This is a genomic window from Kaistia defluvii (assembly GCF_040548815.1).
In the GTDB taxonomy this organism is placed as follows: Bacteria; Pseudomonadota; Alphaproteobacteria; order Rhizobiales; family Kaistiaceae; genus Kaistia; species Kaistia defluvii_A.
In genome coordinates this window covers 1,107,199-1,124,783 of the sequence record NZ_JBEPSM010000001.1, presented here as the reverse complement: position 1 = coordinate 1,124,783, position 17,585 = coordinate 1,107,199, and the positions used below count along the sequence as shown (strand labels likewise).

General features: G+C 66.0%; 16 protein-coding genes. 15 read left to right on the top strand and 1 reads right to left on the bottom strand.

Translation table 11 applies throughout. The annotated features are described in order from the left end of the window. Window positions 1–15 precede the first annotated feature (15 nt). From dusB to hflX, 8 genes are all read left to right on the top strand, one after another. Window positions 16–1,068 (top strand): tRNA dihydrouridine synthase DusB, encoded by a 1,053-nt coding sequence (gene dusB / locus ABIE08_RS05300; RefSeq protein WP_436409538.1) that lies wholly within the window; start codon window positions 16–18, stop codon window positions 1,066–1,068. Between the two features lie 8 nt (window positions 1,069–1,076). Continuing rightward, window positions 1,077–2,201, top strand: coding sequence for a two-component system sensor histidine kinase NtrB (locus ABIE08_RS05295; protein ID WP_354551579.1), 1,125 nt, complete (start codon window positions 1,077–1,079; stop codon window positions 2,199–2,201). Window position 2,202: 1 nt separating this feature from the next. Continuing rightward, window positions 2,203–3,645 carry a nitrogen regulation protein NR(I) gene (gene ntrC / locus ABIE08_RS05290; protein WP_266332426.1) on the top strand — a complete coding sequence of 481 codons (1,443 nt, stop codon included), beginning with the start codon at window positions 2,203–2,205 and terminating at the stop codon, window positions 3,643–3,645. 135 nt (window positions 3,646–3,780) lie between these two features. Then, complete coding sequence (locus ABIE08_RS05285) at window positions 3,781–6,054, top strand: sensor histidine kinase NtrY-like (RefSeq protein ID WP_354549275.1); 2,274 nt, start codon at window positions 3,781–3,783, stop codon at window positions 6,052–6,054. Between the two features lie 14 nt (window positions 6,055–6,068). Continuing rightward, entirely contained in the window at window positions 6,069–7,433 is a 1,365-nt protein-coding gene (gene ntrX, locus ABIE08_RS05280) for a nitrogen assimilation response regulator NtrX (protein WP_354549273.1), read from the top strand. Between the two features lie 81 nt (window positions 7,434–7,514). Then, window positions 7,515–8,393 carry a D-amino-acid transaminase gene (locus tag ABIE08_RS05275; protein WP_354549271.1) on the top strand — a complete coding sequence of 293 codons (879 nt, stop codon included), beginning with the start codon at window positions 7,515–7,517 and terminating at the stop codon, window positions 8,391–8,393. A gap of 147 nt (window positions 8,394–8,540) precedes the next feature. After that, window positions 8,541–8,795, top strand: a complete 255-nt coding sequence (gene hfq / locus ABIE08_RS05270) for an RNA chaperone Hfq (RefSeq protein WP_018181607.1) — start codon at window positions 8,541–8,543, stop codon at window positions 8,793–8,795. Then, window positions 8,796–10,250: a GTPase HflX gene (gene hflX / locus ABIE08_RS05265; RefSeq protein WP_396308171.1), complete on the top strand. Its 1,455-nt coding sequence runs from the start codon at window positions 8,796–8,798 to the stop codon at window positions 10,248–10,250. A 42-nt stretch (window positions 10,251–10,292) separates the two neighbouring features. On the opposite strand, the gene mazG is transcribed toward hflX, so the two are convergent. After that, on the bottom strand, window positions 10,293–11,120 hold the full coding sequence (mazG, locus tag ABIE08_RS05260; protein WP_354549269.1) for a nucleoside triphosphate pyrophosphohydrolase: 828 nt from the start codon (window positions 11,118–11,120) through the stop codon (window positions 10,293–10,295). A gap of 297 nt (window positions 11,121–11,417) precedes the next feature. Between mazG and ABIE08_RS05255 the strand changes: the two genes are divergently transcribed. From ABIE08_RS05255 to ABIE08_RS05225, 7 genes are all read left to right on the top strand, one after another. Beyond that, window positions 11,418–11,627, top strand: a complete 210-nt coding sequence (locus tag ABIE08_RS05255) for a cold-shock protein (protein ID WP_018181610.1) — start codon at window positions 11,418–11,420, stop codon at window positions 11,625–11,627. 115 nt (window positions 11,628–11,742) lie between these two features. Then, window positions 11,743–11,964, top strand: coding sequence for a hypothetical protein (locus tag ABIE08_RS05250; protein WP_354549267.1), 222 nt, complete (start codon window positions 11,743–11,745; stop codon window positions 11,962–11,964). Window positions 11,965–12,115: 151 nt separating this feature from the next. After that, a complete protein-coding gene (locus ABIE08_RS05245) occupies window positions 12,116–12,361 on the top strand; it encodes a hypothetical protein (protein ID WP_354549265.1) in 246 nt (81 codons plus the stop codon). A 70-nt stretch (window positions 12,362–12,431) separates the two neighbouring features. Then, window positions 12,432–12,974, top strand: coding sequence for a thermonuclease family protein (locus tag ABIE08_RS05240; protein ID WP_354549264.1), 543 nt, complete (start codon window positions 12,432–12,434; stop codon window positions 12,972–12,974). Between the two features lie 172 nt (window positions 12,975–13,146). After that, complete coding sequence (locus ABIE08_RS05235; protein WP_354549262.1) at window positions 13,147–13,974, top strand: response regulator transcription factor; 828 nt, start codon at window positions 13,147–13,149, stop codon at window positions 13,972–13,974. A gap of 24 nt (window positions 13,975–13,998) precedes the next feature. Continuing rightward, the gene (locus ABIE08_RS05230; RefSeq protein ID WP_354549261.1) at window positions 13,999–16,263 is read left to right on the top strand and encodes a GumC family protein; all 2,265 of its coding nucleotides are present in this window, start codon (window positions 13,999–14,001) and stop codon (window positions 16,261–16,263) included. Beyond that, window positions 16,264–17,493 carry a polysaccharide biosynthesis/export family protein gene (locus ABIE08_RS05225; protein ID WP_354549259.1) on the top strand — a complete coding sequence of 410 codons (1,230 nt, stop codon included), beginning with the start codon at window positions 16,264–16,266 and terminating at the stop codon, window positions 17,491–17,493. Window positions 17,494–17,585: the final 92 nt, after the last annotated feature.

Genomic DNA, 17,585 nt, shown 5'->3' with positions numbered 1-17,585 from the left:
ATATGTGGGCAACTGATCCTATGCCTATTCGGTAATCAATTGCCTGACGTGCCCAACCCAACTGCCCGCCTTGCCGAGTCTCTCCGCATTGGAAGCGTGACGATCGCCAACCGCGTTCTTCTCGCGCCGATGTCCGGTGTGTCCGATCGGCCGTTCCGGCGGGTCGCGGCGTCGTTCGGGGCCGGGCTGGTGATTTCCGAGATGGTCGCCAGCGAAGAACTGGCCAATGGCAATGCCGAGACCGCGATGCGCGCCGAGGCGACGGGCGACGGGCTGCATGTGGTGCAGCTTGCCGGGCGCGAGGCGCACTGGATGGCCGAGGGCGCGCGCGCCGCGGCCGACGCCGGCGCCGACATCATCGACATCAACATGGGCTGCCCCGCCAAGCGCGTGACGACAGGCTATTCCGGCTCGGCACTGATGCGCGATCTCGATCACGCGCTGACGCTCGTGGAGGCGACGGTCGGCGCCAGTCCGGTGCCCGTCACGCTGAAGATGCGGCTTGGCTGGGACGACAAGACGATCAACGCGCCGGAACTCGCGCGCCGCGCGGAAAATGCCGGCGTATCGATGATCACCGTGCATGGCCGCACGCGCTGCCAGTTCTATAAGGGCACCGCCGACTGGGCGGCGATCGCCGCCGTCAAGGCCGAGATCTCGATCCCGCTCATCGCCAATGGCGATTGCTTGAGTCCCGAGAGCCTGGCGCCGATGCTGAACCAGTCGGGCGCCGATGGCGTCATGGTCGGGCGCGGCGCTTACGGCCGGCCCTGGATGCCGGGCCATCTCGCGCGCTTCGCGGCGACCGGCATCATGCCCGAGCCGCCGCGCGGCGACGCGCTGATCGATCTGGTCGTCGGTCATTTCGAGGAGATGATCCAGCTCTATGGCCCGATTCTCGGCGTGCGCAATGCGCGCAAGCATCTGAGCTGGACGCTGGAAGCGCTCGGCACGGATGTCATCGAGCCGTCGGCTCGCCTCGCCATCATGACGGAACATCAGCCGGAACGCGTGGTCTCGCTTCTGCGCAAGCATCTCGGCGAAGCCGAACTGAGGAGAGCCGCGTGAACAAGAACTTGGCGCCCATCGACGCCGGCATCGCGAACGCCAATGGATCGGCGTCGATCCTGCTCGACGCGCTCCCGCATCCGATCATCATGATCGATGGCGCGGGCCATGTCGCCGAGGCCAACAGCGCGGCGCAGGACTTCTTCCAGGCGTCGATCGCCGTGCTCCGCCGGCAGCCGATCGAGCATTTCGTGCCGTTTGGCAGCCCGCTGCTGGCGCTGATCGAGCAGGTGCGCTCGCGTGGCGCCGCCGTCAACGAATATCGCGTCGATGTCGGGACGCCGCGCAATGGCAGCGACCGGATCGTCGACATCTATGCCTCGCCGGTGCCCGAGCGGCCCAACTCCGTCGTCGTCCTGCTGCAGGAAAAGACGATGGCCGAGAAGATCGACCGCCAGCTGACGCATCGCGGCGCGGCGCGCTCGGTCACGGGCCTCGCCGCCATGCTGGCGCATGAGATCAAGAACCCGCTTTCCGGCATTCGCGGCGCGGCGCAGCTGCTCGAAACCTCGGTCGATGACGACGACCGGGCGCTGACACGGCTGATCTGCGACGAGACGGACCGGATCGTGAAGCTGGTCGACCGCATGGAGGTATTCTCCGACGAGCGCCCCGTCGAGCGCGCGCCGGTCAACATCCATGTTGTGCTGGAGCATGTGAAGCGGCTGGCGCAGTCCGGCTTCGCCCGCAACATCCGCATCGTCGAGGAATATGACCCGTCGCTGCCGCCGGTCTACGCCAATCGCGACCAGCTGGTGCAGGTGTTCCTGAACCTCGTCAAGAACGCGGCCGAGGCGATCGGCAATGACGATGACGGCGAGATCCTGCTTTCGACCGCGTTCAAGCCGGGCATCCGCCTTTCCGTACCGGGCTCGACCAATCGCGTCACCCTGCCGCTGGAATTCTCGGTGCGCGACAACGGGCCGGGCGTGCCGGCCGACATGCTTCCACATCTCTTCGACCCGTTCGTCACCACCAAGACCAACGGCACCGGCCTTGGGCTCGCGCTCGTGGCCAAGATCATCGGCGATCATGGCGGCGTGATCGAATGCGACTCCCAGCAGAACCGCACCACCTTCCGGGTGCTGATGCCGGCTTTCCCGGGCGCTATGCCCGCAGACAAGGATGATTGATATGGCGAGCGGCACCATCCTCGTGGCCGATGACGATGCGGCGATCCGCACGGTTCTCAATCAGGCCCTGTCGCGCGCCGGCTATGAAGTCAGGCTGACCTCCAACGCCGCCACCCTCTGGCGCTGGGTCAGCCAGGGCGAGGGCGACCTGGTCATCACCGACGTGGTGATGCCGGACGAGAACGCCTTCGACCTGCTGCCGCGCGTGAAGCGGGCGCGGCCGGAACTCCCCGTCATCGTCATGAGCGCGCAGAACACCTTCATGACCGCGATCCGCGCCTCCGAGCGCGGCGCCTACGAATATCTGCCGAAGCCGTTCGACCTCAAGGAACTGATCTCGATCGTCGGCCGCGCGCTGGCCGAGCCGAAGTTGCGCAGCAAGGATGCGCGGATCGACGACGGCAGCGAGAACATTCCGCTGGTCGGCCGGTCGCCTGCCATGCAGGACATCTATCGCGTGCTGGCGCGGCTGATGCAGACCGACCTGACGGTGATGATCGCCGGCGAGTCGGGCACCGGCAAGGAACTGGTCGCGCGCGCGCTGCATGACTATGGCAAGCGCCGCACCGGGCCGTTCGTCGCCATCAACATGGCCGCCATCCCGCGCGACCTGATCGAGAGCGAACTGTTCGGCCACGAGAAGGGCGCCTTCACCGGCGCGCAGGCGCGTTCCGCCGGCCGCTTCGAGCAGGCCGAGGGCGGCACGCTGTTCCTCGACGAAATCGGCGACATGCCCATGGAGGCGCAGACGCGGCTTCTCCGCGTGCTGCAGCAGGGCGAATACACCACCGTCGGCGGGCGCACGCCGATCAAGACCGATGTCCGCATCGTCGCCGCTACCAACAAGGACCTGCGGATCCTGATCAATCAGGGCCTGTTCCGCGAGGACCTGTTCTTCCGCCTGAACGTCGTGCCGATCCGCCTGCCGGCGCTGCGCGAACGGTCCGAGGATATTCCCGATCTGGTCCGGCACTTCTTCGCGCTCGTCGAGAAGGAAGGCCTGCCGCACAAGCAGATCGAGACGGCGGCGGTCGAGCGGCTGAAGCGCTATCGCTGGCCGGGCAACGTGCGCGAGCTGGAGAACCTGATCCGCCGTCTGGCGGCGCTCTATCCCCAGGACACCATCACCGAGAACATCATCGACGCGGAGCTGGACCAGCCGGCGGCAGCGCTCGCGACCAATGGTTCGGAAATGGAAGACACGCTGATGAGCTCCGTGGAGCGGCATCTGTCGACCTATTTCCACGGTTTTGGCGATGGCTTGCCGCCGCCGGGCCTTTATCACCGCATTTTGCGCGACGTCGAATATCCGCTGATCAGCACCGCCCTGGCGGCGACGCGGGGCAACCAGATCAAGGCGGCCGAGCTTCTCGGCGTCAATCGCAACACGCTGCGTAAGAAGATCCGCGATCTCGACGTTCAGGTGATCCGGAACTCGCGCTGAAAACGCGCGTAGCGGGCGCCCCTGTTGCCCGCTCGCCACATTGCTGTTGCAATTCGGTCCCACGGTCCGGCCCATGAAGGGCTCAGACTGCTGCACTAGAATCGGACAGGCTTCTCGACTCGAAGGAAGCGCGACGTGATCGCGACCCTCGAACAGGCCGCGCCCATTTCCCAGGATTACGAACGCCGCCGGCGGCGGTTCACTGTGCGCGCCGCGGGCTACATCACCGTCATCCTGGCGCTGACCTGCGCCTGCTTCAGCTTCTTCCTGCTGATGGGCCTGACGCCGATCCAGCCGACCGAGCAGGTCGTGTTCTGGGCGCTCGCTGTCAATGGCGTGCTGACCGGCCTTCTGGTCATCGAGCTATGCCTTGAAGTCGCGCTGCTGATCCGCGCCCGGCGGCGGGGACGCGCCGCGGCGCGGCTGCATATCCGCATCGTCGGCCTGTTCAGCATTGTGGCGGTCGTGCCGGCGATCCTGATCGCCGTGGTCGCCTCGATCACGCTCAACCGCGGGCTCGATCACTGGTTCTCCGAGCGCACGCGCGCCATCGTCGAGACCTCGCTGTCGATCGCCCAGGCCTATGCGGAGGAGCATGCCCGCACGCTCAAGGTCGACATTCTCGGGCTGAAGTCGGATTTCGAGCGAGCCCAGACGCTGCTGGAGCAGAATCCGGATCGCTTCCAGGCCTTCATGAACTCCATGGCGGCCCTTCGCGGCATTCCCGGCGTCTTTCTGGTCAAGCCGGACGGCTCGCTGATCGCCCAGGCCAATTTCCAGTTTTCCACGGGCTACCTGCCGCCGCCGGCCGATGCGCTGGCCCGTGCCGCCAAGTCCGGCAACGAACCCATCCTGATCGCGCCGGGCGCCACCAACGTCGTCGGCGCCATTGCCCGGCTGACGAACTACACCGACGTCTTCCTCTACATCACGCGCGAGATCGACCCAAAGGTCATCCGCTACATCTCCGAGACGACGGCGAGCGTCAACGAATACAAGAACTTGGAGGCGACCCGCTGGGGCGTTCAGGTGGCTTTCGGCCTGCTCTATCTCGGCCTGGCGCTCGTGGTCCTGCTTTCGGCGGTCTGGCTCGGCATCGGCTTTGCCAACCGGCTGGTTTCGCCGATCCGCCGCCTGATCGACGCCGCCGACGAGATCGGCCGTGGCAATCTCGAAGTGCATGTGCCGTTCCGTAGCGCCGATGGCGATCTCGGCGCGCTCGGTCAGACCTTCAACACGATGACGACCGAGCTGCGCAACCAGCGGCATGAACTGGTCGCCGCCAGCGAGCAGATCGATAGCCGCCGCCGCTTCACCGAGGCCGTGCTGGCCGGCGTCAGCGCCGGCGTGGTTGGAACCGACGCGCATGGCCTTGTCACCATCGCCAATCGCGGCGCGATGCGTCTCCTTGGCCTGAACGACAGCGTCCCGATCGGCCAGTCGGTGATCGACGTCGTGCCGGAATTGAAGAATGTCGTCGAGGCATCGCTGAACGAGCCGCACCGCGCCGAGCACCGCGATCAGGTTTCCGTGGTTCGCGACGGCCGCGAGCGCACCATCAATGTCCGTGTGACGACCGAGGAATCCGATACGGCCGAGCATGGCTATGTCATCACGCTGGATGACATCACCGATCTCGTCTCGGCGCAGCGCAGCGCCGCCTGGGCCGACATCGCCCGCCGCATCGCGCATGAGATCAAGAACCCGCTGACTCCGATCCAGCTTTCGGCCGAGCGCCTCAAGCGCCGCTTCGGCAAGCACATCGTCGAAGGCCGCGAGATCTTCGACCAGTGCACCGACACGATCATCCGCCAGGTCGGCGATATCGGCCGCATGGTGGACGAGTTCTCGTCCTTCGCGCGGATGCCGAAGCCGACCTTCGAGGAACGCAATCTCGGTGAAGCAGCGCGCGAGGCTGTCTTCCTGATGGAAGTCAGCAATCCCGACATTACCTTCGAGATGCAGCTTCCCGAGGAGCCGCTGATCGGCCGCTTCGACCCGCGCCTGATCTCGCAGGCCTTTACCAATCTCGTGAAGAACGCGACCGAGGCGATCGAGGCGCTGCCGCCGGAAGAGGCGGCGGGCGCGAAGATCACGGTGCGCGGCCGCGTCGAAGGCGATTTCAACGTCGTCGAATTCATCGATACTGGCATCGGCCTGCCGCATGAAAACCGGCATCGCCTGCTGGAGCCTTACATGACGACGCGCGAGAAGGGCACCGGCCTCGGCCTCGCCATCGTCAGCAAGATTATCGAGGAACATGGCGGGCAGCTCGATCTGCTCGATTCGCCCGCCGTCGCCACAGGGGGGCGCGGGGCCATGGTGCGTATCACGCTGCCAAGGCCCCAACACGACGGCAGCGATGGCAGCGCTGCCGTAGACCGCACGACCAATCCCGTAGACGCCTGACGAAGATAGAGATCATGCCGTCCGATATTCTGATCATCGATGATGAAGCTGACATCCGCGGGCTCGTTGCCGGAATCCTCGAAGACGAGGGCCATGGCACCCGTACCGCAGGCGATACCGACACCGCCCTGGCCGAAATCGAGAAGCGGCGTCCAACGCTGATCTTTCTCGACATCTGGCTGACTGGCAGCCGGATCGACGGCCTGACCCTGCTCGACATCATTAAGGGGCAGCATCCCGATCTGCCGGTGGTGATGATCTCCGGCCATGGCAACATCGAAACCGCCGTGTCCGCCATCCGCCGCGGCGCCTACGACTATATCGAGAAGCCGTTCAAGGCCGACCGCCTGCTGATGATCGCCGAGCGCGCGCTGGAGGCTTCCAAGCTTCGCCGCGAAGTGCGCGATCTGCGCGAGCGGGCAGGCGACACCGGCCGCCTGGTCGGCTCCTCGATCGCGATGAGCCATCTCAAGCAGACGATCGAGCGCGTCGCGCCGACCAACAGCCGGATCATGATCTCGGGCCCGTCCGGCTCGGGCAAGGAACTGGTCGCCCGCGCGATCCATGAATCGTCGCTGCGCATGGACGGCCCCTTCGTCGTCCTCAACGCTGCCGCGATCACGCCCGACCGTATGGAGCACGAGCTGTTCGGCACGGAGAACGGCACCGGCTCGGCGCGCAATGTCGGCGCTCTGGAAGAGGCGCATGGCGGCACGCTCTATCTCGACGAGATCGCCGACATGCCGCGCGAGACGCAGGGCAAGATCCTGCGCGTGCTGATCGACCAGAGCTTCCAGCGCGTCAACGGCACGACCAAGGTCAATGTCGACGTGCGCATCATCTCGTCGACTGCTCGCGATCTCGAGCATGAGATCGCGGAGGGGAGCTTTCGCGAGGATCTGTTCCACCGTCTTTCGGTGGTGCCGCTGCGCGTGCCGGCTTTGGCGGAACGCCGCGACGACGTGCCGGAGCTGGTCAATCACTTCATCGATCAGATTTCGCGGTCTACGGGCCTGCCGGTCCGCACCGTCGGTTCGGACGCGCTGGCCGTGCTCCAGGCGCATGACTGGCCCGGAAACATTCGCCAGCTGCGCAACAACGTCGAACGCCTGCTGATCCTGGCGCGTGGTGACGAGAGCCAGGCGATTTCGGCTGACATGCTGCCGCCGGAGATCGGCGAGATGCTGCCGACGACACCCAATCGCGGCGGCGAGCATCTGATGTCGCTGCCGCTGCGCGACGCGCGCGAGATCTTCGAGCGCGAATATCTGACGGCGCAGGTCAACCGCTTCGGCGGCAACATCTCCCGCACGGCCGAGTTCGTCGGCATGGAGCGGTCGGCGCTGCATCGGAAGTTGAAATCGCTCGGCGTCGGTTGACGCTGCGGGCGTCGCATTGTCCCATGCGGCGTCTTTCCAGCCCCTGACCGACGTCTGATTCTTAAGCCTTGCAGGAATGCCATGTCGCGCTTCGCCTATGTGAACGGTCTCTATCTCCGCCACCCGGAGGCGGTCGTTCATGTCGAGGATCGCGGCTATCAGTTTGCCGATGGCGTCTATGAGGTCTGCGAGATCCGCGGCGGGCGGCTGATCGACGAAGCCCTTCATATGGCGCGCCTCGAACGCTCGCTGAAGGAGCTGCGCATTGCCCAGCCGATGAGCCTCGGCGCGCTCGGCGTCGTGCTGCGCGAGGTCGTGCGGCGCAACCGCGTTCACGACGGGCTCGTCTACCTGCAGATCACGCGTGGCGTCGCGCCGCGCAACCACGCTTTCCCCGCCGAGGGGACGCCGCCTTCGATCGTTGTTACGGCGAAGTCGAGCCCGCGCAGCGCCGGCGACCTCCGTGCGGAAAAGGGCGTCAGCGTCATTACCGTGCCGGAGAACCGCTGGGACCGTGTGGATATCAAGACGACCTCGCTGTTGCCCAACGTCCTGGCCAAGCAGGCTGCAAAGGAAGCCGGCGCCTACGAGGCCTGGTTCGTGGATGCGGACGGCAAGGTGACCGAAGGATCCTCGACCAACGCCTGGATCGTGACGATGGATGGCGGGATCGTCACGCGCCCGGCCGAAAGCGGCATTTTGCGCGGTATCACGCGGACGGTGCTGTTTGAGGTGGCCAAGGCGGCGGGTCTCCGGATCGAGGAGCGCGCCTTCAGCCTCGACGAGGCGAAGGCGGCGCGCGAGGCCTTCATCAGCGCCGCGACGGCCATCGTCACGCCGGTCGTCGAGATCGACGGCCACCCGGTCGGCAACGGCGCGCCGGGCACGGTGGCGACGGAATTGCGCCGTCGTTTCCACGAGTTCGCGGCCGAGGCGCCCGCGCGTTCGCGCGGTGGATAGCGGACTGGCGATCCGCACAGGTTTGAAGAGGGACGGAATTTCTTGGGTGACGCGAAGCGATTATCCGGGCAAAGTGACGGCAAGGCTGGGAGGACATCCGGCCATCGGGACCACGGTCCCCAACAAGGTCAAGCGTGAGAGATAAGAATGGCAGAACGCGCACAAAATCTTCAGGACACGTTTCTCAACCATGTCCGGAAGAGCAAGATCCCCCTTACGATTTTTCTGGTGAATGGCGTCAAGTTGCAGGGCATCGTCACCTGGTTTGATAATTTCTGCGTGCTGTTGCGCCGGGATGGCCATTCCCAGCTCGTCTACAAGCATGCCATCTCCACCATCATGCCGGGCGCACCCGTCCAGCTCTTCGAGCCGGGCGAAGAGGGCGAACGGCCGGGAGCCTGATTGACCGAAAATTCTGATCTGCCGGAAGGCGCCGAAGGGCCCGAGGCAACCGATTCTCACATCGAAACAAAGCGCGTGCCGGAACGCGCCCTCGTGCTCGTGCCGGTTCGTCCGGCGCGGACACGGCGGCGCGTCGAAGGCGACCCTCGCGGCGCAGTCCGCAGCACGGCAGCCCGCGTCGAGGAGGCCATCGGCCTGGCCCGCGCCATCGACCTCGATGTGGTCGAAGGTATTCCCGTGCCTTTGCCGATGTTCAAGCCGGCGACGCTGTTCGGCTCCGGCAAGGTCCTGGAGATCGCGGAGCGCGTGAAGGCCGATCATGTCGGCCTCGTCATCGTCGATCACGCGCTGACCCCGGTCCAGCAGCAAAATCTCGAAGAAGCCTGGGGCACCAAGGTCATCGACCGCACCGGCTTGATCCTCGAGATCTTCGGCGAGCGGGCGCAGACCAAGGAAGGCACGCTGCAGGTCGAACTGGCGCATCTGAACTATCAGAAGAGCCGGCTGGTCCGCAGTTGGACCCACCTTGAACGCCAGCGCGGTGGCTTCGGCTTCCTCGGCGGCCCCGGCGAAACCCAGATCGAGGCGGACAAGCGCGCGCTGCAGGAGCGCATCTCGCGCATCGAGCACGAGCTTGAAACCGTTGTGCGGACGCGGCGCCTGCAGCGGGAGAACCGTCGCAAGATCCCGCATCCGATCGTGGCGCTCGTCGGCTACACCAATGCCGGTAAGTCGACGCTGTTCAATACGCTGACCCAGTCCGACATCTTCGCCAAGGACTTGCTGTTCGCGACGCTCGATCCGACCTTGCGCCGGCTCAAGCTGCCGCACGGCACCGAGGCGATCCTGTCGGATACGGTGGGCTTCATCTCCGACCTGCCGACCCATCTCGTCGCCGCTTTCCGGGCGACGCTGGAAGAGGTGATCGAGGCGACGCTGATCCTGCATGTGCGCGACATCGCGCATGAGGACAGCGAGGCGCAGGCGCATGACGTCATGACCGTGCTCGAGCAATTGGGCGTCGAGGTTGGCAAGACGGATCGCCTGATCGAGGTCTGGAACAAGATTGACCTGATGCCGGCCGATGCGCGTCCGGCGGGCCGCATCCACAGCGAAAAGGGCAAGCCGGCGATCGTGCCGATTTCGGCCTTGACCGGGGAGGGCGTCGACACGCTGCTCGATCTCGTCGAACAGCGGTTGAACGAGGACCGGCCGGTCTTCACGCTTTCGCTGCATGGCGACGCGCTGGCCAAGCTGCACCGGCTCTATGATCTCGGCGAAGTGCTGTCGCGCGAGGATCAGGAGGATGGCACCACGGTCGCGCGGATTCGCGTGCCCGAGAAGAACGAGCCGATCTTCCACCGGGAGTTTCCCGGCGCCCGCCTGCTGGTCGCGACCGAAAAGGCCAAGCCGGAGACCGACGCCCAGCCCTGGGATCCCATCAAGAAGGCTTGATGTTTCGCGCCTGGACGGGCGCGAAACATCCATCCGCCCGCTTTAGAGACGGGACTTCGCCTCGACCCAGAGTTCTTCCATTTCGTCGAGGCTGGCCTCGGCAGGGCTTCGGCCCTTCGCCGCCAGGCTGGTTTCGATGTGGCGAAAGCGGTTCCGGAACTTCTCGCTGGTGCCGCGCAAGGCGGCATCCGGGTCGATCTCGACATGGCGCGCCAGGTTCGCGACCGCAAACAGCAGGTCGCCGATCTCGTCCTGAACCCGCTCTTTCGAAATCGCTGGCTGGTCGAGCTCGTGTTCGATCTCGGCGATCTCTTCCTTGAGCTTGGCGAGCACGGCGCGCGGATCGTTCCAGTCGAAGCCGACGGTGCCGGCCTTCTGCTGCAGCTTGACCGCGCGGGCGAGCGTCGTCATGCCGGCGGGAACATCGTCCAGCAGGCTTTTGGCTTCGGGATCGGATTGCCCCGCCTGGAGCCGCCTCTCGGCGCGAATGCGCTTTTCTTCCGCCTTCACGGCCTCCCAGAAGCCCTTGGCCGCCCCGGTGCTGCGCGCCTCCTCGCTGCCGAAGACATGGGGATGACGCCGGATCATTTTCGACGTGATCGCCATCACGACGTCGCCGAAGGCGAAGGCGCCGATTTCCTCGGCCATGCGGGCGTGGTAGACCACCTGCAGCAGCAGGTCGCCCAGCTCTTCCTCGAGGTCGACGAGGTCGCCGCGCTCGATGGCGTCGGCCACCTCATAGGCTTCCTCGATCGTGTAGGGCGCGATAGAGTTGAAGTCCTGAACCTTGTCCCATGAACAGCCGGTCACCGGATCGCGCAGCGCGACCATGATCTCGATTAGGCGCTCAACATTCCGGGACGGCTGCATGGGATGATCCTTGTATGGGTCAGAAATACCGCCGGCGGTGAGCGGAACCACCGCGCTTCTGCCGGCAGAGAATGGGGGGCGCCAGCACGCCGGATCCGCGGGTCCACGACGTTTTGGCGGGCGATCAAATCATAGGTTTGTTGTTTTGGTCTTTTGGACTTATATAGACTGAATTCGATATTTAGCTCTGCCTTGATATATGCCCGCGCGGCGCGTCCCAAGACATCGCTGGAACTCGGATTGGCCGACGCGGGAGTCGCGCGGCCATAGCCAAGCAATGCACAAAGGACACGAGACATGGCTACCGGCACCGTTAAGTTTTTCAATGGCCAAAAGGGCTTCGGTTTCATTCAGCAGGACGGCGGCGGACCGGACGTGTTTGTTCACATCAGCGCTGTTGAGCGTGCTGGCATGCGCGGCCTGGTCGAAGGCCAGAAGCTGAGCTTCGACATCGAAGCCGACCGTCGCAGTGGCAAGTCGGCTGCAGCGAACCTTCAGAACGCTTGAACTCATCAGTTCGCGTTACGGGGTCCGGCGTTTCGACGCCGGACCCTTTTTGTTTTCAAGCCGGTCCCGGGGATTGCGGTCCCTGAAGCCGGCCACGCTTGTATGGAGTTGTCCCATGGCCAAGAAACCAGCCGCCCGCAGCGAGGTTGTCCTGTTCGACGTGTTCTATGAAGACGGCACCCAGCGTTCCAATCGCCGCGTCCCGGGCGAAATCCTTGGCGGACTTGATGGCGACGAGCCCGCGCGTACCGAGATCGAGGCACAGGACCGCCTGATCGCCGAGAAGTCCGGCATCCCGGCGCCCGCGATCGACTCGCTCCGCCGCTCGAAGAAGTAACCTTTTCGCTGCGTAAGGCACACCATCCGACCAAAGCTGATAGAGTGGCGTGCCCGACGAATCCGTCGATGTCGCCGGTCAGGCTGTTCGTCTCGTTCCCGGATTGACGATCCAGTTGTCGAGAGCCGCCCTGCGGCAGGAAAGGATGGCAATGTCTCCAAGCGATACGAAGGATGCCGCGAAGGCGCGCGCCGAAGAGCGCTTCAAGAAGGCCGAGAGACTGCGTAGCGGCGAAGCCGCCGTGATGGCCGGCGAGCGCGACCGCGTCGCCGCCCAGGGCGCGAAGACGGCCAAGTTGCGCCAGCTGCGCCTCGCCAAGGAAGCCGCGGAAGACGCCGAGCCCAAGGCGCCCGTGGTCAAGAAGAAGGCCGCGGCCAAGCCGAAGCCCCGCGCCTAAGCGTCGGCCTGCCGACGCTCCCGCTCCCCGACACGACCGTCATGGTTGGAAGACCATCCGGCTGCCTGCCATGATTCGTGCCCCGAGACGCCGCCGCAAGTCGCCGCCCCTGATCTTTCTGGTCCTGCTCGTCCTCGGCCTGCTGCTCATCGGCTATGTCGATCAGCAGCGCCGGGAAATCCGGGCGTCCGACGGCGCGGTCGTGACCGTCCGCGATGGCGATTCGCTCGCGATCGACGAGACCGAATTCCGGATCTTCGGCATCGACGCGCCCGAACTCCGCCAGACCTGTTCGGACGCGGAGGGCAAGCCCTGGCGTTGCGGCGAAGCGGCCAAATCCGCTCTGCGAAACCTGGTCGCCGAGGGCGACCTGCGATGTCTGCCGCAGGCGCGCGACCGCTTCGGGCGCACGGTCGCGACCTGCAGGGTCAAGGGCGACCGGGATGTCGGCGAGGCGATGGTCCGGCAGGGCCTGGCGATCGATTTCGAAGACCGGGGAGGGGCTAATTACGCTGCGGCGGAAAGCACTGCCCGCCGCGACAAGCGCGGAATCTGGCAGGGGCGCTTCACCCCGCCAGCCGACTGGCGCAGGGATCATCCAAGGGGCGACTGACGCCCGCATACCCGAAATAGCTTAGGCGGCGTATCTTACAACCTGGCCTTCAAGATAATCACGATTTGTTCCTGACCACAGGTTGCAATTGCGTGTATCTGGTTGTATATCTCCCTCCATACCGTAGTGCCGAAAGCAAACCTTTCCTCTGGTAATCCGAATGGAGCCGGGCATGTGGAATTGCGAATCCGTACAGGTGGCAGGGAACGACTCCCCAGGCGCGGTGGCGCAGAGCTCGAGGGTCAAGATCGCGCTCATCGATCGCCGCGCCCTAGACCGGGAGTGTCTGGCGCAGGCCTTGCTCGCCAGCCAGCCCAATCTGGAAATCCGCGCGTTTGGCTCCGTCGAGGAGTGGGAAGCAGCCGGTGCGAGGCTTCATGACGCCTGCGCCGTCCTTCTGAGCATCGGTGGGCAGAACCCCGGCGATGCCGTGGTGGCCGCGGCGCTGAGCAATCTGGAGCGCGAATTTCCCGGAATCCCGACCATCGTCCTCGCCGATAGCGAGGCGGCAAGCGATGTCCTGATGGCGCTGGATCGCGGCGCCCGGGGGTACATCGCATCGAGCAGCGGCCTGCGCGTCGTCGTCGAGGTCGTCAATCTGGTCCGGGCGGGGGGCACCTATGTTCCGGCCAGCAGCCTGAACGCCTGCCGCAGTGAAATCCTGGCGCAGGGAATCGAGGAGGAGGTCGATCCGCTCGACGCGCTGCTGACGCCCCGCCAGGCCGCCGTGGCCGAGGCGCTTCGCCAGGGCAAGGCGAACAAGATCATCGCCTATGAGCTCGACCTGAGCGAGAGCACGGTCAAGGTTCATATCCGTGCCATCATGCGCAAGCTGCACGCGCATAACCGCACCGAGGTCGCCTTCAAGCTCAGCGCCTTGGTGCCGGCGCGACGGACCACGGCTCGCCTGCTCAGCCTGCCGGCCTATCGTGACCGGCCGCCCGGCGTTCGCCTCGCGCCGGCGCAACCGCCGCAGCCGCAATCGGCGGCCTACCGCTAATCTCAAATCGGTCCTGAGGGCCTCATGGTCATCCAATCCTCGCCTTCGGCGCGCGAGCCCGTCGTGCTGCGCGACGTCGTTGCCATCCTGCGTCGGCGATCCGGCCTGCTGGCGCTGTTCGCGGTCGCCGGGCTTGGCGCGGGCGCTGCCTACCACGCCCACCAGCCACGCCTCTATCGCGCCGAGGCGGTGATGGCCCTGGACGTCCGCCGGATCCAGGGCATGCCGATCGATCAGGTTGTGACGCCGCTGCCGCAGGAAAACCCGGTTCTCCGCACCGAACTCGACCGGATCGGATCGCGCGTGATGGCGCAGCGCGTTCTCGCCAAGCTGGTGGCCGAGGGCATCGATCCGTTCGGCGGGGTCGCCGTTCCAGGCGAGGTTCGCCCGGTGGATCCACCTGTACCGACGCCCGGCGAAACCGTTGCCAATCCGGACGTGACCCACTCCGGGGGGACTCCGGGACCTCAGGTTCGGGCGGAGGATGCGGCCGCCTTTCGCGAGGATCGTTTGCGCGCCGGCCTGAAGGTCGTGAACGACGGCCGCTCCTACACGATCTACATCGCCTATACCGCCGGAGATCCCGACATCGCTGCGCGGGTCGCCAACGCCTATGCGCGCGCCTATCTCGCCTATCAGGACGATGTGCAGATCGACGCCACCCGCCGGGTCAGCGACTGGCTGTCCAACCGCCTCAAGGTCATGGCGGCCCGGCTGGAGCAAGCGGAGCAGGAGGCCGAACGCTTCCGGGCCTCGTCCGGGCTGCTGGAGATCGACGGCGTCACGCTGGCGGCCCAACGCCTCGCCGCGCTCAACACCGAACTGATGGCGGCCCGGGCCGCCCATGCGACCGCCGAGGCGCGGGAGAAGACCGCCGCCCGGCTTGCCGCTGACCAGGACGGCCTCGACAGCTTCACCGAGGTGCTGGGCTCGCCGATCATCCAGCAATTGCGCGCCAGCCAGGCGCAGATGGAACGAAGGCTGCGCGTGCTGAAGGATACCGGCGCCGCCCAGAGCGCTGAAATTCCGTCGCTGACGTCGGAGCTCGACGCCGTCCGCCAGCAGATTACCCAGGAGGTTGGGCATATCCTCGTCAGCCTGCGCAACGAGATCGACTCGGCGGCGCGACGCGTCACCTCGCTGGAGGAGGAACTGCACGCTGCACAGGCCAATTATGGCGCGTCGGACATGGCGCGGGTGAAGCTCGATGCCCTGGTTCGCGAGGCCAATGCCGACCGCGCGGTCTATGAGAGCCTCTTGGGGCGTTCGAAGCAGATCGTGGACCAGAACGGGCTGGTGGATCCGGGCGTCCGCCTGATCTCGGAGGCGACAGCGCCAAGCCATCGTTTCGGCCTGCGCCTTCTGCCCGCCTTGCTGATGGGCGTGATCGCCGGTGGCGTTGTTGGCCTCGGGCTCGTCCTGATCCTGGAACGCCTGGACGATCGCGTGCGCTCGCGCCGCGCCATCGAGGCCGCCACCGGACTGCCGGTCCTGGCGACGATCCCCAATGTGCCGTGGCGTCGCCGCCGCCGGCCGGGCTGGGAGAAGGGGCGGGCCGCGGGCGCGCCTTTCGCCGAAGCACTGGCGAGCCTGCAATGGATGCTGCGCCTGTCGCCCGCGACACGGCCGGCCGCCAGCTTCCTGGTAACCTCCGCCCTGCCCAGGGAAGGCAAGACAACCGTCGCGCTCGCGCTGGCGCGGTCGATGGCGATGGCCGGGCGATCGGCGGTGCTGGTCGACGCCGATCTGCATCGCCAGAGCCTGGGGCGGATGGCCCGATCGGGACAAATGGAAGATCCGCCGCGGCCCGGGCTGGGCGCGTTCCTGAGCGGCGCAGCAACCCTCGACGACATCCTGTCTCCGGATTCGGCTTCGCCACTGCGGATCATCGCTTCCCCCGAGCCGGGCGACGACGCCCAGGAACGGCTCGGCAGTGCTCGGATGAAGCTGCTGATGGACGGATTGCGCGAGCGTTTCGACGTCGTGATCCTCGACGCGCCGCCCGTCCTCACGACATCGGATGCGGCCCAGATCGCCAGCCATGTCGACTCCATCCTGTTTGTCACGTGCTGGGGCTACGCCACGCATGAGGCCGTTCTCTCGGCGCTGCAGAAGCTGGCGCTTTGCGGGCTGGCTGCGCCCGTGCTGGTGCTGAACCGCGTCGAGCGGCGGGCGCATCAGAGCTACGAGGGACCCCGGACCCTACGCCATCCCGCCATGGCACGATCCACCATCGCCCGGCTCGGCGAGGCGGCGGAGCCTTCGTTCGCCCAGAGAGGAGAGCGGTAAATGCGTCTCGCATGTCAGAAGCCGTGGCGCGGCGTCACCCGTCTCCTGCAGGCAGTGCTCCTGCTTTGTGCTCTCGGCGGCGTTGCCCTCGCCCAGGAAGCCTACCGCTTTGGTGTCGGCGACGTGCTGCAGGTCTCGGTCTTCGGCCAGCCGGACCTGAGCGGCCGTTTCTCGATCGGCTCCGACGGCGCCATCCGCTATCCGAGGCTCGGCCGGGTCATGATGCTGGGCCTCATGCCGGAGGAAGCTTCGCAACGCATCGCCGAGGGCTTGGCCGGCCGCATTCCCGCCGACCACACCGTGACCATCGACGTGCTCAGCCACGCCCCGGTCTTCGTCACCGGCGATGTGCAGACGCCGGGACGCTATGAATATCGGCCGGGAATGATCGTGCTGGAACTGGTCGCGCTCGGCGGTGGACTGCGCCGGCCCGCCTCTCCGGTGACGGGCGCCGCCCTGCAGCTTCTGACGCTCCGCCAGGACTATGCCGACCAGAGGCTGATCCGCTGGTCGCAGCGGATCGAGCGCACCCGGCTGGAAGCCGAGATTGCGGGTGGAGTGTTTGACGGCAAGGACCTGTTGGCCGGCGGTGCGCCATCCGACATGGTCGCGGCGGAGACCGCGCTGTTCAAGGTCCGGACAGATGCGCTGGCGGCGCAGGCCGAGGCGGCGGATGCGCAGCGCCGCACGCTCGATCAGGAGATCGAGGCGCTTCAGGAAAGCCTGCGTCTGCACGACCGCGACCTGGTGCTGATCGAGCAGGATGTCAGCGCTACCCAGCAGCTGGCCGATCAGGGGCTGACGGCCCATTCGCGGCTGCGCGACAACCAGCGCCAGCAATCGGCCCTGAAGCGCGACCGGCTCGAGGTGATCGGCTTCCTCGCTCGGGCGCGGCAGAACCGGCTGGACGTAGACCAGCGCGCGGCGGCGTCTCTGGAGGCGCGGGCGGCGGAGAATGCGGCGGCGCTGCGGGCCGTCGAACTGGCGATCACGCGCACGGAGCAGAGGATCGCGTCGCTTGCCGCCAGCATGGAGGCGGCCCGTGACGATCTGGAGACAGGAAGCCTGCGGCAGATTCCGACTGCTACCTTTGCCGTGGTGCGCAGCACCAGCTCTGGCACGATCCAGATTGCCGTCGGCGAGCATGACCGACTCCGGCCAGGCGACATCTTGGAAGTCGACCGCCATCTGGCCGAGATGGAAATGCCCGCCCGGGCGGCCATCCGCTGAACCCCGCCACACAAGACGAACAGGAGCGTTTCGATGACGGCAGCCGATCTCTTGGCGGCGCGCCCATCGCGGAACAGTTCGGCTGAACCTGC

Excerpts from the sequence above, each read along its gene's own strand:
- ntrC (WP_266332426.1), top strand. The coding sequence starts at position 2,203 with ATGGCGAGCGGCACCATCCTCGTGGCCGATGACGATGCGGCGATCCGC.
- ntrX (WP_354549273.1), top strand. The coding sequence starts at position 6,069 with ATGCCGTCCGATATTCTGATCATCGATGATGAAGCTGACATCCGCGGG.
- ABIE08_RS05275 (WP_354549271.1), top strand. The coding sequence starts at position 7,515 with ATGTCGCGCTTCGCCTATGTGAACGGTCTCTATCTCCGCCACCCGGAG.
- hfq (WP_018181607.1), top strand. The coding sequence starts at position 8,541 with ATGGCAGAACGCGCACAAAATCTTCAGGACACGTTTCTCAACCATGTC.
- mazG (WP_354549269.1), bottom strand. The coding sequence starts at position 11,120 with ATGCAGCCGTCCCGGAATGTTGAGCGCCTAATCGAGATCATGGTCGCG.
- ABIE08_RS05255 (WP_018181610.1), top strand. The coding sequence starts at position 11,418 with ATGGCTACCGGCACCGTTAAGTTTTTCAATGGCCAAAAGGGCTTCGGT.
- ABIE08_RS05250 (WP_354549267.1), top strand. The coding sequence starts at position 11,743 with ATGGCCAAGAAACCAGCCGCCCGCAGCGAGGTTGTCCTGTTCGACGTG.
- ABIE08_RS05245 (WP_354549265.1), top strand. The coding sequence starts at position 12,116 with ATGTCTCCAAGCGATACGAAGGATGCCGCGAAGGCGCGCGCCGAAGAG.
- ABIE08_RS05240 (WP_354549264.1), top strand. The coding sequence starts at position 12,432 with ATGATTCGTGCCCCGAGACGCCGCCGCAAGTCGCCGCCCCTGATCTTT.
- ABIE08_RS05235 (WP_354549262.1), top strand. The coding sequence starts at position 13,147 with ATGTGGAATTGCGAATCCGTACAGGTGGCAGGGAACGACTCCCCAGGC.
- ABIE08_RS05230 (WP_354549261.1), top strand. The coding sequence starts at position 13,999 with ATGGTCATCCAATCCTCGCCTTCGGCGCGCGAGCCCGTCGTGCTGCGC.
- ABIE08_RS05225 (WP_354549259.1), top strand. The coding sequence starts at position 16,264 with ATGCGTCTCGCATGTCAGAAGCCGTGGCGCGGCGTCACCCGTCTCCTG.